Here is a 14961-nt window from a genome sequence, read left to right as displayed (position 1 = left end):
GCGCGCGATAAATTGTGGTGTTGAATACATAAAGGAGCAGGTTTATGAGTTTAAAAGCACTATTTGAACCGAGATCAGTGGCGGTTATTGGCGCCTCATCTAACCCTGCGCGAATCGGTGGGCGACCGCTAGACTATTATTTAAAGGCTGGTTTTAAAGGACGTATTTATCCTGTCAACCCGAAAAGAACGGAGATTCAAGGCTTAAAAGCATACCCTAATATCACATCGATTCCCGATCAGGTTGATTTAGCGGTACTAGCTATTTCAGCTAATTTGGTGGCCGAGGCTTTAACAGCGTGTGGCGATAAGGGCGTTAAGGCAGTGGTGCTTTTTTCCGCTGGCTTTTCTGAACAAGGTGAGGTGGGTGATTTATTACAAGTTCAACTGGACCACATTGTGCAGCGTTACGGTATGCGCATTCTTGGACCTAATTGTTTAGGTTTATACAATGGAGATGCCGGAAACTGTCCTACCTTTACCTCTGGTTTGGAAGGGGGCTTTCCAATCAACGGGCGCGTTGGCCTGATTACTCAATCGGGCGCATACGGCACACATTTGTTGACGATGGCCAAAACTCGGCGTTTAGGGGTTTCAAAATGGGTATCCACCGGTAATGAATCAGATTTGACGGTGGCCGAGTGTCTGGAATATTTGATCGATTCAGAGACAGTTGATGTCGTTGGTTGTTATATGGAAGGGGTTAAAAAGCCAAAAGTATTGATTCGCGCGCTTGAAAAAGCGCGTGCTAAAGGTAAAGCGATTGTTATTATGAAGGTCGGCGTATCCGAGGTTGGTTCAAAGGCGGTTCAATCGCATACAGCATCGTTAACAGGCTCCGATGCAAGCTTCCAAGCACTAATTGATCAATACGGTGCGCAACGTGCGAAAACAACCGAGCAAATGTTTGATATCCTCTACGCCTTCAGTATTTCGCCACCTGCCAATGGCAATAAATTAGGTATTTTAACGGTATCAGGTGGTGCAGGGGTACTAATGGCAGATGCCGCCGAGGAAGTCGGTCTTCCTGTGCCGCCAATGCCTATAGAGGCACAAAAAAAGCTTATTGCGAGAAATCCGTTATGTGCACCGCGCAACCCAATTGATGTCACCGGTAGTGCGCTTAATGACTTTTCCTTAGTGGGTGAAAGTTTAGCGGCCATGTGCGAAGAAGGCCATTATGACTTGTTGGTTGCATTTTTTACCTCATGGGTCGGATCACCAGCACATGGAGATAAGCTTTTTGATGCCCTAGATACGGGTATGAAAACGCATAAAAAACCATTTGCTGTGATTGGTCAGTCAAGCGAAAGCATTAAAGAAAAATATGAATCTGCGGGGATGATGTTCTTTGAAGACCCTTCAAGAGCAATTGCGGCCTTATCAGCATTAGCCAAGTTTAATACGGCCTTTCAAACAGTTAATGAAGATCAAAGTGTATTACCCTCTATTCCAACAACCGAGTGGCCGGCAGGAAAAATTAGTGAAGCGCAGGCCAAACGATTGATACAACAAGCGGGTATCCCTGTATTAAAAGAAAAGGTTGCTAGCACTGCAGAAGAGGCAGTTCTATGTGCTAAAGAGCTTGGCTTTCCTGTCGCCATTAAAATTGTTTCAGCCGATATTGCACATAAATCCGAAGCAGGAGGTGTCGCACTTGATCTGCTAAACGAGCAGTCTGTGCGCACAGCTGCACATTCAATGTTTAAAACGGTGGCTGAACGTGAACCGACGGCCAATATCGAAGGACTTCTGGTGAGCCCAATGATTAAAGAGGGCGTTGATTTTATTGTTGGTACGCAACAGGATCCTACAATTGGGCCGATTATCATGGTTGGCCTCGGGGGTATTTATACAGAAGTTTTAAAAGACCTTAGTTTGTCGTTAGCACCGGTTACGCCAAACAAAGCTTTATCAATGTTGACATCATTACGTGGTGCGGGCATTTTTCAAGGAGCCCGTGGCCAAGCTGTGATCAATATACAAGCAGTTGCTGAGGTGGTGAGTCGATTGTCTGTATTGGCGGTGCAAAAAACTGAGACGGTCGCAAGTATTGAGATTAACCCCCTACGTGCGATGGCTGATAAAGTAGTCGCTTTAGATGCGCTCGTCCTTCGTATGGATGAGGCAAGGCATTATTAAAGTTATTGAACACTAAAATAATTATTTGGAGAACAAACATGCAAGACAATGACTATACACAACCTGCTTTGTTTATTGATGGTGAGTGGGTAACTCAAACCAGTCGCTATGGTGAGGTACTAAACCCAGCGACAGATGAAGTATTAGCTAAATTTCCTATCGCAGATGAAGAGCAGATTGAGCGTGCACTTGCTTCGTCTGAAGCCGCTTTTGAACAATGGCGTAAAACAAGTTATGACGAACGAATTGAAATTATGCACCGTGCCGCAGCGATTCTTCGCGAAAATGCTGAGCACACCGCCCGTTGTATGACGATGGAGCATGGAAAACCGCTTGCAGATTCAAAAGGCGAGGTAGAAAATTGCGCATGTCTATTGGAATGGTGTTCTACGGCAGCTGCGGACCATGATGACCGCACTTTGCCTGAGTTAAATGGTTTTGTAGACAGAACCGTGCGTAAAGAGCCAATAGGTCCTGTGGCGGCGTTTCCTGCATGGAATTTTCCAGCCTCATTAGCAACGCGTAAAATGGCCTCAGCGATAGCTGTCGGTTGTTCGGTTATTGTTAAACCCGCAAAAGAAACCCCAGTTTCATTTATGGCGGTAGTTGATGCACTTGATAAGGCAGGTTTACCGAAAGGTGTGGTTAACATACTTATGGGTGATTCTTCGCTGATTAGTAAAAAACTAATTGAATCACCGGTTATTAAAAAAATATCGTTCACCGGTTCAACACCTGTCGGTCAAAAACTGGCTGCGTTAGCCGGAGATCAGGCAAAACCCTGTGTGATGGAACTGGGTGGTCATGCGCCCGTATTGGTTTTTGATGATGCGAAGTTAGACAAAGCAATTGATTTATCAGTAACGACTAAAAGCCGTAACTCAGGACAAGTGTGCATTTCTCCGACACGGTTTTTTGTGCAAGAGGCTGTATACGATAAATTTTTAACAGGTTTTACAGAAAAATTTGCAGCACTTCGGATTGGTAATGGTTTGGATAACGATACTCAAATGGGGCCTTTGGCAAACCCACGTAGAACTGCTGAAATAGATGATTTGGTTCAAGATGCCGTGAGTAAAGGTGCGCGCTTAATGACCGGTGGTAAACGTCTTGATCGTCCAGGAAATTTTTATGAAGCGACGGTATTGGCCGATGTGCCAGCAACAGCAAGAATAATGCAAGAAGAGCCTTTTGGCCCGATTGCAATTATTAATAAATTTAGCAGCTATGATGAAGCGATTGAAAAAGCCAACAATACTGATTTTGCACTGGCTTCATATGCATTTAGTGGCTCGCAAGAAACCATTGATAAGCTGGGTAGCGATTTAGATTCGGGCAAAGTGGGTATTAATGGTTACCCAGTTGTTTTTCTAGACTCACCACTCGGCGGACGGCGTCAATCAGGCTATGGAAGTGAAGGTGGCTATGAGGGATTGGATGCCTATAGAATTGTAAAATTTGTTAGTCAAAGTGCTATTTAGCTGAATGTTGCTAAGCATACCGTTCGACGGCGTCTAAAACCTCTAGTGCTTGCGCGAGTTCCTGTGTTTTTACACAGGGACTCGCGCTTAATAAAATACTGCTGTTATAAACGTCGATAATCTGTGTAATCATCAATGGATTAGTGGTGTGTTGCGCTATTAACTCATAATGTATATCTGCAAATTTAATTGTTTCGTTTGGCATCGAAGTCTTTCTGCAATAGAAGGTTATCCCTTCGACCCTGCCAAAAATAAGTATTGATCTCACTCACTAATATCTAAAATGTATTGCAGTATTTAACCTAACTGTTGTTAGTTTGATATTTTTCTGTTTATACTGAACAACCCAATAATAAAAATAATTAACTATGTTGTTTAACCATGAACATGCCATGTTACGTGACTCGGTATCAACTTTTGTTGAGCGTCAAATTGCCCCGTTTGTTGATGAATGGGAAGAAGCCGGTATTTTTCCTGCTCATGAGTTATTTAAAAAGATGGGAGACGCAGGACTTCTCGGCATTAATAAGGCAGAAAAATGGGGAGGCTTAGGATTAGATTATTCCTATTCCTTAGTGTTTGCCGAAGAAATAGGGCGAATTAACTGCTCGGGAATTTCAACAGCCATTGGTGTACAAACAGATATGAGCACACCTGCATTGGCAAATTATGGCAGTGATGAATTAAGACGTAATTTTCTGGTTCCAGCAATCAAAGGGGAATCAGTTGGCTGTATTGGTGTGAGTGAAGAAGGTGCGGGTTCAGATGTGGCCTCAATTAAAACGCAAGCACGCCGTATTGGTAACGAATACGTTATTAATGGCAGTAAGATGTGGATTACCACTTCAACGCAAGCTGATTGGGTCTGTTTGTTATGCAATACCGGTGGCGATAAGGGGCCCCATAAAAATAAATCGCTAATCATTGTGCCACTGGATGCTAAAGGCGTAACGCGTGGTAAACGCCTAAAAAAACTAGGTGCGCATAGCTCGGACACCGCACCATTATTCTTTGATGATGTACGAGTGCCGGTTACTAACCGTATCGGTGAGGAGGGGCGCGGCTTCATATATCAAATGAAACAGTTTCAAGAAGAGCGTTTTTTTGCGATGTCTAAATACCTGAGTCAAGTTCAAGATGCGGTAGATATTACGATTGAATATACAAAGCACCGTAAAGCATTTGGTAAACCGTTAATTGCTAATCAAGATATTTATTTTAAATTAGCAGAAATGCAAACCGATATTCAGGCTGTTCGCGCGCTTATCTACCATGCTTGTGAAAAGTATATCAACGGCGAAGATGTCGATATGCTCACCTCAATGGCTAAATTTAAAGTTGGCCAATTAGGACAAACCATACCCTCGGCCTGCCTGCAATACTGGGGTGGGCAAGGTTTTATGTGGGATAACTTAATTAGCCGTATTTTTCGTGATACGCGCTTGTGTTCAATCGGTGGGGGAGCAAACGAAGTGATGCTTGAAATTGTTTCAAAGCGCATGGGTATTCACCCATCATCACTAAGTTAAGTAAACGTTATGGCTGTTATACAAAGTAAGGTAAATACCCAAAGCGATGCCTTTAAAAACAATAGGAAAGAGTTATTAACGCTGATCGATCAGTTAAAGGAGCTCGAAAATAAGGTGCATCTAGCCTCAAAAAGAAAGCAAGCGGTCTTTGAGCAAAGAGGGCAGTTATTACCGAGAAGGCGTTTAGACATGTTGTTAGACCCAGGTGCCAGTTTTATTGAGCTTAGTACGCTTGCTGGCCTAGGCCAACATGACGATGATGGCGAAGAAAATGTTTATGGTGCGGGCATTATTGTTGGTATCGGTTTTGTAGAAAACACAAGGTGTATGGTGTATGTCAATGATGCGGCGATTAAAGGGGGGACAAACATGCCCCATGCGTATAAAAAGTTACGTCGCGCGCAAGAAATTGCCAGTACCTCTAGGTTACCTTTTATTTGTTTAGTGCAAAGTGGGGGAGGAAATTTATTTCTACAACACCTTGGGTTTAACTTGGCCGGACACCGGTTTATGTCACAAGCACAGGCGTCTGCCGCGGGTATTCCGCAAATTACGGTAGTGCATGGCGCATCTACCGCAGGAGGTGCGTATATACCTGGCATGTCAGACTACGTGGTGATGGTCAAAAATAAAGCCCGAGCTTATCTTGCTGGCCCACCATTATTAAAAGCAGCAACCGGTGAAATAGCTGAGGAAGAAGAGCTTGGTGGCGCTGAGATGCATGCAAGTGAATCGGGGCTTGCCGAGTACCTAGCTGAAGATGATGCGCATGCGCTTGAAATGACCCGAGAAATTGTAAAAAGTTTAAATTGGAATAACCGCCTAACCACAACGGCAAGAAAAACTTATAAAGAACCGCGATACGATATTGATGAATTATGCGGCATAGTGCCGGCTGATTATCATAAACCCTACGACAGCCGTGAAGTGATTGCACGCTTGGTTGATGATTCTGACTTTGTTGAATTTAAGGCGAATTACGATCCGTTTACCATCTGCGGTTTTGCAGAAATCGAAGGTCAACATTGTGGCATTATTGCAAATAATGGCCCTATTACTAATAAGGGAGCCGGCAAGTCGACACAGTTTATTCAACTCTGTTGCCAAGCGAATAAACCACTGATTTTTTTACAAAATACTACGGGTTTTATCGTTGGAATTGAGCATGAACAAAATGGCATGATAAAAAATGGTGCCAAGCTTATTCAAGCGGTGGCGAATGCCACTGTGCCTAAAATAACACTCAATATTGGTGGCGCCTTTGGTGCAGGAAATTATGCTATGTCGGGCCGCTCATTTGAGCCAGACTTTCTATTTGCCTGGCCCACTAATACCTTGGCCGTAATGGGGGGCGAGCAAGCCGCAACGGTGATGTCCATTGTTTATGAAAATAAACAAAAAGCGAATAATAAGCCGATTGATGAAGCGTTTTTAGCCAAGCAAACAGAAGATATTTTAGACTACTACTCAAGTGTTTCGTCTGCATTTTATTGCACCTCACAGGTTTGGGATGAAGGCATAATTGACCCACGTAAAAGTCGTCGTTTGCTTGCCGAGCTGATTGATATTGTTGTTCAAGGGCGTGAAACCAAATTAGATGCCAATACCTTTGGCGTGGCGAGGATTTAAAATGATTAATCTACCCAAGGTGGATACGTTATTACTAAAGCATGTGAACGGGCGTCTATACATTACGTTAAATAGGCCTGAACGGCGTAATGCAATGAACAATCAGATGAATGACGAGTTACATCAAATAGCCGATTTTTTAGCTAAGTCGGAGGCAATTCGTCTGGTTATATTGCAAGGTGCCGGTGGTCATTTTTGCGCCGGTGGCGATATTAAAGAACGTAAAAACCAAACCGATCAGGCGGCTCAACACCTAGACCCTGCGCGTGACAGAAATATTAGATCGGGGCAGCTATTTAAAAAATTTTTTGGCTTACCGCAAACCTTAATCGTAGTTGTGGAAGGCTCGGCAATGGGCGGCGGTTTTGGCTTGGCGTGTTTGGCAGACCTTACGTTTGTTCATCGTGATGCAACACTGGGCATGCCAGAAACAACATTAGGAATTGCACCTGCGCAAATTGCTCCCTATGTCGTTCAGCGAATAGGCTTAACACCTGCCAAGCAAATGGCATTAACCGGTGAAAGGATTAATGGCGACAAAGCATATCGCTTAGGCATAGCGCAATACCTTGCCGATTCTAACGAAGCCCTCAGCGATAAATTAGAGTCTGTGATCCAACAAGTAGAACGTTGTGGACCTAAGGCATGTGCCGCAACAAAAGACATTATGCATAAGGTGGCTCATCAAATTGATGATGAGATGATTGAGTTTTCGGCAGATGTTTTTTCCAGACTAAACAAGCAAGATGAAGGTCGCGAAGGACATCGCGCCTTTGTTGAAAAAAGAAAACCGCACTGGATGGCCTGATTAATGAATCATTTTGATACTATCTTGATTGCGAATCGTGGCGAGATAGCCGTTAGGGTCATTAAAACGGCTAAACAGATGGGCTATGAAACGGTTGCTGTTTTTAGCGAGGCAGATCGTGAAGCACTTCATGTTTCACTCGCTGATAAAGCGATAGGTATTGGTGAGTCAGACGTTGAAAAATCCTACCTAAATATTGACAAAATAATAGCCGCAGCGCTGAAAACTAATGCTCAGGCTATCCATCCGGGGTATGGTTTTTTATCCGAATCAGCTGAATTTGCACAGCGTTGTGAAGAAGCTAACTTAGTGTTTATTGGGCCGGATTCAAAGGCAATGGCCATTATGGGAAACAAAACGGTTGCCCGACATAAAATGCTTGAGGCAAATGTACCCCTAGTGCCAGGCTATGATGGACCGTCGCAAGACAACCCAACGTTACAAAAAGAAGCTAACCGTGTCGGTTACCCGTTGATGGTTAAAGCAGCTGCCGGTGGTGGTGGGCGTGGTATACGCATTGTTAAAGACCCACAACGCTTAATAACAGAACTTGAAGCGGCTAGAGCAGAGGCACTTAGCAGTTTTGGCTCTGATGAATTACTGCTTGAAAAATATATTGAAAAGGCCCGACATATTGAAATTCAAGTATTTGCAGATCAACTTGGTAACACGGTTTATTTGGGTGAACGAGACTGCTCGATGCAGCGACGGCATCAAAAAGTTATTGAGGAAGCACCTGCGCCGAATATGGATGCCACCTTACGAAAAAAAATGGGTGATGCCGCAGTAAAAGCGGCTGAGGCGGTTAATTATATTGGTGCCGGTACCGTTGAATTCTTATTATGTGAGGATCAATCATTTTACTTTTTGGAAATGAATACGCGCCTACAAGTTGAACACCCAGTAACAGAATTGATAACAGGCTTAGATTTAGTTGAATGGCAGTTATCAGTAGCGGCTGGTGAACCATTAGCGCTACAACAAAATGAGATTGAGCTAAAGGGGCATGCCATTGAGGTGCGTTTATATGCTGAAGATTGTGAGTGCGATTTTATGCCGCAAACAGGGCGTATAAGGCAGTGGAAAATGCCAGTCGCTAAGGGTATTAGAGTTGATAATGGTATTGTCAATGAGCAAATTATTAGTCCTTATTATGACTCAATGCTGGCAAAAATTATTGCCTATGGTACTACGCGCGAACTAGCGATTAGGCGCTTAACACGGGCCTTAAAAGACACAGTTTTATTAGGTTTGCCTAGTAATAAAACTTTCTTACTGGGCTTGCTAGAAACCCCTGCGTTCATGAATGCTGAGGCAACCACGCGGTATATTGAAGAGCAATACCTACCCGCGCAACAAAAACAGGCGGCTCAGGGGGCGGGTGACTCAATGTGGGCAATAGCCGCCATTTTGTTATCGCGAATGCCCGGCACAACAGGTTGGCGAAGTACTGGCACCCTCAGCTGGCCGGTCAGGTTGAAATACCAGCAACAACAACGTGACGTTACGGTTTTCCAAGACGGTTCTGCATACCGTGTTGAATACGGCGATGATGGAATACAAAATATCCTTTTTTTAGCGGAGTCTGATGGCGAGTTATTGCTTCAGATTAATGGTATTTGCTGCAAGCTTAATGTTGCGCTAGATGAGCGACACAGTGTTTATATTGATAATCGTTCACAGGTCGCGATGTTTGAAAAGTTATCATTTTCAGAAAAACAAAACCAAGACACTCTCGGTGCAAACCTTATCGCACCGATGAGTGGAAAAATTGCTGAGATTAAGGTGGTAAAAGGTGACACGGTTAACAAGGGTGATGTGCTGGTAGTGCTTGAGTCAATGAAAATGTACCAAGAGCTTATGGCCCAACAAGACGGCCAGGTAACGGGCGTTTATATAAAGCCTAATCAGCAAGTAGAAGTGAATATGCCGTTGATAGATATCGTCACCAGTGAGCAGGCTAACGATGAATAAAATCAAAATTGGCGGTGCTTCTGGCTATTGGGGTGATAGCGCCTATGCAACAGAACAATTACTGACAAAAGGTAATGTTGATTATTTGGTTTATGATTATTTGGCCGAGGTCACCATGTCACTGTTGGCGAATGCAAAGTCAAAATCTGAACAGCTTGGCTATGCAACTGATTTTGTGCAGCAAATACTGAAACCTAATTTACAACAGATCGCCGAAGGTGGGGTAAAAGTCGTTGCCAATGCAGGGGGTGTCAATTTACCTGCGTGTAAAGAGGCGATCCAAGCCATTTTAGATGAGCAAGGCTTAGCACTGAAAATTGGCACCGTTGATGGTGATAATTTAATGCCAAAAGAAGCTGCATTACGCGCATCTGGCATAACTGAAATGGAAACTGGTGAACCGTTTCCCAACAAACTAGCCAGCATTAATGCCTATTTAGGCGCTTTTCCCATAGCGGCGGCACTCAATGCGGGCGCAGATATTGTCATTACTGGGCGAGTTGTTGATTCGGCCACCACATTAGGGGTCTTGATTCATGAATATAACTGGTCGGTTGATGACTTAGATAAACTGTCGATGGGGGCATTAGCAGGGCATTTAATCGAATGTGGCTGTCAGGTAACAGGAGGTAACTTTACCGACTGGCATGACAGCTGTGATGGCTGGGCTGACATGGGCTACCCCATTATTGAATGTGATGAAAGTGGTGATTTTGTTGTTACAAAAGCTGCCGGAACGGGGGGCTTGGTTTCTAAGCTGACTGTTGCAGAACAATTGGTGTATGAAATAGGCGATCCGCAAACCTATTTCTTACCCGATGTTGTTTGTGATTTTTCGCAGGTTAAATTAACCGAACAAAGCACTGATCGGGTATTAGTTACAGGCGCTATTGGCTATCCGCCAAGCGGTCAATATAAAGTCTCGGCGACTTATTTAGATGGTTATCGCGCCGTTTATACGCAGCTATTAACGGGCTTTGATGTATTAAAAAAAGCCGAGCTAACGGCCAATGCAATTTTAGAGCGTTGCGAAAAACTGTTGGCTAACACCGGTTACGCAAACTTTAAACAATATTCAATTAACTACTTAGGCGCTAATGCCTTATGGAATAAAGAACACTTTTCTATACCGCAAGAGATACAAGAAATAGTATTAAGAATAGTGGTTCATCATGATAAGCGTGATGCGGTTGCTTTATTTTCAAGAGAAGTAATGGGCGTTATTTTAAATATGACGACGGGGCGTTGTGCAGCTGGTCAGGCAGGCCGGCCTAAGGTGTCGCCAGTGATTAGTTTATATTCATTTCTAATCGATAAAAATTTAGTAAACGCCGTGGTTGAGGTGGAGGGTAAGCCGTTAAATTACCCACAAGCGTCTGGTAATACGTTTAATGACAATATAGTTCATCGTAAGCCTGACCCAATAGTAAGGCAAAGTGATAAAAATGCCATACAAGTACCTTTGGTTAAACTGGCGGTCGCGCGAAGTGGTGATAAAGGGCGGTTTGCCAATATAGGGGTGATTGCACGTCGGCCTGAATATATGCCGTATATTGCCCAAGCCTTAACCGAGCAGACAGTATCTGATTGGTTTTCTCATGTAGTAAAAGGCCGCGTAGAACGTTTTTATTTGCCGGGTATCGATGCGTTTAATTTCCTCTTACAAGATGCGTTAGGGGGAGGAGGGGTCAGTTCCATGAATATAGATACACAGGGTAAAACTTACGCACAGCAAATTTTAAAAATGCCAGTTAAGGTCCCAGCTGGCTTGTTAAAAAATGAAAGGCGTTAAGGTGCCTAGAGTTCTTCTATGCTAGTCAATAGGGTATTCAAGCGCAGCATAAAAAAGGGTGTGTTTAATACACACCCTTTTTAACTAAACGTTTTAAATAAAACGTAGCGGAGCGCCCGTTAAGAACGTTCAATAACCATTGCTATCCCTTGCCCAACACCAATACACATTGTAATAAGAGCATAACGACCTTGTGTGCGTTGTAGTTGATGGCTAGCAGTTATCGCAAGCCTTGCACCAGACGCACCTAGTGGATGACCAACAGAAATAGCGCCACCGTTGGGATTAATACGGGGGTCATCTTCGGCAATACCCAGTTGTTTTAAACCACCAAGCACTTGCGCAGAAAACGCTTCATTCACTTCGATAATATCCATTTGTTGAAGTGTTAAACCCAGTCGTTTTAATAATTTTTGGCAGGCAGGCACAGGGCCTAATCCCATCATCGATGGTTCAACACCCGCTGATGCGCCGCCTAGAATACGGGCCATAGGTTTAAGCTCATGCTGTTCACCATAAGCGCGTGAGCCAATAACTAAAGCCGCTGCGCCATCATTAATACCAGATGCATTGGCGGCAGTAACAACGCCATCTTCATAAAGCGTACGCATGCTGGCCATTTTATCTAAGCTTGTATCGGCCCGTGGGTGCTCATCTTTATCGACAATAATGTCAGGTTTGCCACGTTTTTGTGGAATGTTAACGGGAATTATTTCTTTATCAAAATAGCCTTTCGCTGTTGCGTCAGCCCATTTTCGTTGTGATTGATAAGCAAAAACATCACATTGCTCACGCGTAATACCCAGAGCTTTAGCGACGTTATCAGCAGTTTCTGGCATGGCTTCGTGACCATATAGTTTTCCAATTATTGGGTTTGGAAAACGCACACCAATGGCGCTGTCGTAAACCGTAATGTCTTTACTAAATGCGGTGTTGCTTTTGTTAAAGGTTAAAGGGGCACGTGTCATGCTTTCAACACCACCGGCAATAAATAAACTACCCTCATCACAGGAGATAGCACGAGCGGCGTCAATAATTGCGGCTAAGCTACTGCCACAAAGTCTATTAACGGTTTGCCCGCTTACCTCGACAGGTAAGCCTGCGGCTAATGTCGCATAACGTGCTACGTTTCGGCTATCTTCACCGGATTGACAAGCGCAGCCCAAAATAACATCGTCAATTAATAATGGGTCAATATTGTTTCGTGTAACCAGCGCCTTAATAACGCTAGCGGCTAAATCGTCCGGTCGGACGTGTGCCAGTGAGCTGCAATATTTTCCAAAAGCAGTTCTTGCTCCATCGTAAATGTAGGCATCTAACATGGATGTCTCCTTAAGTTAAGTTGTGGTTGAATGTTGATTAAGTGCTTAATGTGTAGGCGAGTTTAATGCCATCGCTAATGGCTTGTGCTGCATCAAGTTCTCGTACTTCTTTAGCGCCGCCTATTTTGTATACATTGGGAGCTAAATCGCCAAGTTGTTGGGCGAGTTCATCGCGTGATTCTTGCCCTGCGCAAATAACAATGCTGTCAGCGTGTAATAACTGAGTGGTTCCTTCTTTTTCTATGTGTAAGCCTGTTTCATCAATTTTTATATAATTAAGTTCGCCAAGCAATTTAACACCACGTTTTTGCAATTCTGCTTGATGAATCCAGCCGGTTGTTTTTCCAAGCGTACGCCCAAACTTTCCAGCCTTACGTTGTAAAATCGTGACAGTACGTTTGCTTTTTATTATCGGTTTTACTGACGCGTTTAGCCCACCAGACTGAAGACCTGTTGGATCAATTCCCCAATGTTTGTTAAACGAGTCAATGGGCTCTAGGCCGTCATCTTGATGGGTTAAAAATTCAGCCATATCATAACCAATGCCACCAGCACCTATTATAAGCACGGTTTGACCTATTTTCTCTGGTGAATTAAAGGCCTCTTCGTAGCTAAAGACATTAGGGCGATGAATGCCTGGAATATTTGGTTTGCGTGGCTTAATACCAGCAGCGATGACAATTGAGTCATACTTTGTATCGTTTAGTTGCGCTAAGGTGACCGTCGTATTTAGCTGAGTATTAACGTGGTATTTTTTAAGCATAACGTTGAAATACCGAAGTAATTCATCAAACTCTTCTTTACCCGGTACCTTACGTGCGTAAGCCATTTGTCCACCAATATCAGCACAAGCGTCAAACAAGGTAATGTTGTGACCAAGTTTTTTAGCTTCAATAGCAAAAGATAAACCAGCCGCCCCAGCACCAATAACGGCAATATTTTGTGGGTTAGGGGCTGGTGGTAATTTGGGCATTTTTGTTTCGTGGCAGGCACGCGGGTTTACCAAACAGCTAACAGTTTTAAAATTAAATAAATTATCTAGGCAAGACTGATTGCAGGCAATGCAGCTATTTATTTCATCGCTTCGTTGTTGCTGAGCTTTTATAACAAAATCAGGGTCAGCCAAAAAAGGCCTAGATAAATAGACTAGGTCGGCATCTCCTTGTTGTATAAGCGTGTTGGCCACCTCGGTGGTGTTAATCCGGTTGGCAGCGGCAACAGGGATATTGACCACTTGTTTAATCATACGGGTAGCCCAACTAAAGGCAGCTCGTGGAACTTGCATCGCAATGGTTGGTATAGATGATTCATGCCAACCAATACCCGTGTTGATCAAGTCGACACCGTTAGCCTCTAAGAGCTGGGCAAATTGTTGCGCTTCATGAATAGTCCAACCATCTTCAACCAGATCAAGCATTGACATGCGATATTGAATAAAAAATTGAGAACCTACTTTTTCTCGAATCGATTGCAATACTGTTAATGGAAAACGAGCACGGTTTTCGAAACTGCCGCCCCATTGATCGGTTCGCTGATTTGTACGTGAGGCGGTAAATTCATTAAGAAAATAACCCTCGGAACCCAATAATTCAATGCCGTCAAAACCTGCTTGTTGCGCAAGAGAGGCGCAATTTACGTAATCGTCAATGGTACTTAGAATGCCCTTCTCAGACATTTCTTTGGGTTCAAATTTATTAATAGGTGAACGAATAGGGCTGGGCGCAACTAGGTTCTTTTGCTTTGCGTAACGCCCAGCATGAAGAATTTGTAAAATAATATGACTACCTGATTCATGTACAGCCTCTGTAATGATTTTATAATCGGCAACTTGTTCAGGGTCTGTTAGTTTCATTGAACCTGGGCTGAGTAAGCCTTGCTCATTAGGCGAAACACCACCGGTAACAATAAGGCCAACGCCGCCGTCTGCACGTTCTTTATAAAAAGCAGCTAAGCGGCCAAAAGGGTCGTCACTATGATCTAGCCCAGTATGCATAGAGCCCATTATGAAACGGTTAGCTAAGCTTAAAGAACCGATTTTAATGGGTGAAAATAAGTGATTTGGCATACGTTTCCTTTTTTGCATAAGTGTATTGATGCGTCTTTGCCTTTAAGATTTTGAAGCAGATTAAAGCGCTTCACAAACTAACGATTGTTTGATAGATTGTTAAGCAATTATACCGCTCAAACAGAACAAATACAGCATAGCGCCACGATGATAACGATGGGTTAATCTATCAATTTAGCAATGGTGTTGTGAATATTACGTTAAATGGACGAAAAGAAAA

At 43.5% G+C, this 14961-nt stretch carries 10 protein-coding genes; 7 read left to right on the top strand and 3 right to left on the bottom strand.

Annotated features, from left to right (window positions below):
- Window positions 1-44 precede the first annotated feature (44 nt).
- Together CYCPU_RS0106140 and CYCPU_RS0106135 are read left to right on the top strand one after the other, a co-directional pair.
- On the top strand, window positions 45-2141 hold the full coding sequence (locus CYCPU_RS0106140; protein ID WP_020162217.1) for an acetate--CoA ligase family protein: 2097 nt from the start codon (window positions 45-47) through the stop codon (window positions 2139-2141).
- 38 nt (window positions 2142-2179) lie between these two features.
- On the top strand, window positions 2180-3622 hold the full coding sequence (locus CYCPU_RS0106135; RefSeq protein ID WP_020162216.1) for an NAD-dependent succinate-semialdehyde dehydrogenase: 1443 nt from the start codon (window positions 2180-2182) through the stop codon (window positions 3620-3622).
- 10 nt (window positions 3623-3632) lie between these two features.
- Here the strand turns inward: CYCPU_RS0106135 and CYCPU_RS0106130 are convergent, their stop codons facing one another.
- A complete protein-coding gene (locus CYCPU_RS0106130) occupies window positions 3633-3827 on the bottom strand; it encodes a hypothetical protein (protein WP_020162215.1) in 195 nt (64 codons plus the stop codon).
- Between the two features lie 163 nt (window positions 3828-3990).
- Here CYCPU_RS0106130 and CYCPU_RS0106125 point away from each other — a divergent pair, with 163 nt between their 5' ends.
- Genes CYCPU_RS0106125 through CYCPU_RS0106105 form a run of 5 tightly spaced genes read left to right on the top strand, consistent with a single transcriptional unit; the run spans window position 3991 to window position 11354 of the window.
- The gene (locus tag CYCPU_RS0106125) at window positions 3991-5151 is read left to right on the top strand and encodes an acyl-CoA dehydrogenase family protein (protein WP_020162214.1); all 1161 of its coding nucleotides are present in this window, start codon (window positions 3991-3993) and stop codon (window positions 5149-5151) included.
- A gap of 9 nt (window positions 5152-5160) precedes the next feature.
- Complete coding sequence (locus CYCPU_RS0106120) at window positions 5161-6780, top strand: acyl-CoA carboxylase subunit beta (RefSeq protein WP_020162213.1); 1620 nt, start codon at window positions 5161-5163, stop codon at window positions 6778-6780.
- A gap of 1 nt (window position 6781) precedes the next feature.
- The gene (locus CYCPU_RS0106115) at window positions 6782-7588 is read left to right on the top strand and encodes an enoyl-CoA hydratase/isomerase family protein (RefSeq protein WP_020162212.1); all 807 of its coding nucleotides are present in this window, start codon (window positions 6782-6784) and stop codon (window positions 7586-7588) included.
- A gap of 3 nt (window positions 7589-7591) precedes the next feature.
- Window positions 7592-9562 carry an acetyl/propionyl/methylcrotonyl-CoA carboxylase subunit alpha gene (locus tag CYCPU_RS0106110; protein ID WP_020162211.1) on the top strand — a complete coding sequence of 657 codons (1971 nt, stop codon included), beginning with the start codon at window positions 7592-7594 and terminating at the stop codon, window positions 9560-9562.
- Window positions 9555-11354 carry an acyclic terpene utilization AtuA family protein gene (locus CYCPU_RS0106105; protein ID WP_020162210.1) on the top strand — a complete coding sequence of 600 codons (1800 nt, stop codon included), beginning with the start codon at window positions 9555-9557 and terminating at the stop codon, window positions 11352-11354. The genes CYCPU_RS0106110 and CYCPU_RS0106105 overlap by 8 nt, the downstream gene beginning before the upstream one ends.
- Window positions 11355-11473: 119 nt before the next feature.
- On the opposite strand, the gene CYCPU_RS0106100 is transcribed toward CYCPU_RS0106105, so the two are convergent.
- Complete coding sequence (locus CYCPU_RS0106100; protein ID WP_020162209.1) at window positions 11474-12676, bottom strand: acetyl-CoA C-acyltransferase; 1203 nt, start codon at window positions 12674-12676, stop codon at window positions 11474-11476.
- Window positions 12677-12713: 37 nt separating this feature from the next.
- On the bottom strand, window positions 12714-14741 hold the full coding sequence (locus CYCPU_RS0106095) for an oxidoreductase (RefSeq protein ID WP_020162208.1): 2028 nt from the start codon (window positions 14739-14741) through the stop codon (window positions 12714-12716).
- Window positions 14742-14961: the final 220 nt, after the last annotated feature.

The sequence above is a fragment of the Cycloclasticus pugetii PS-1 genome (genome assembly GCF_000384415.1).
Taxonomy (GTDB): domain Bacteria; phylum Pseudomonadota; class Gammaproteobacteria; order Methylococcales; family Cycloclasticaceae; genus Cycloclasticus; species Cycloclasticus pugetii.
Note: the sequence above shows the minus strand (reverse complement) of the source record. Positions and strands in the feature narration are given on the sequence as shown.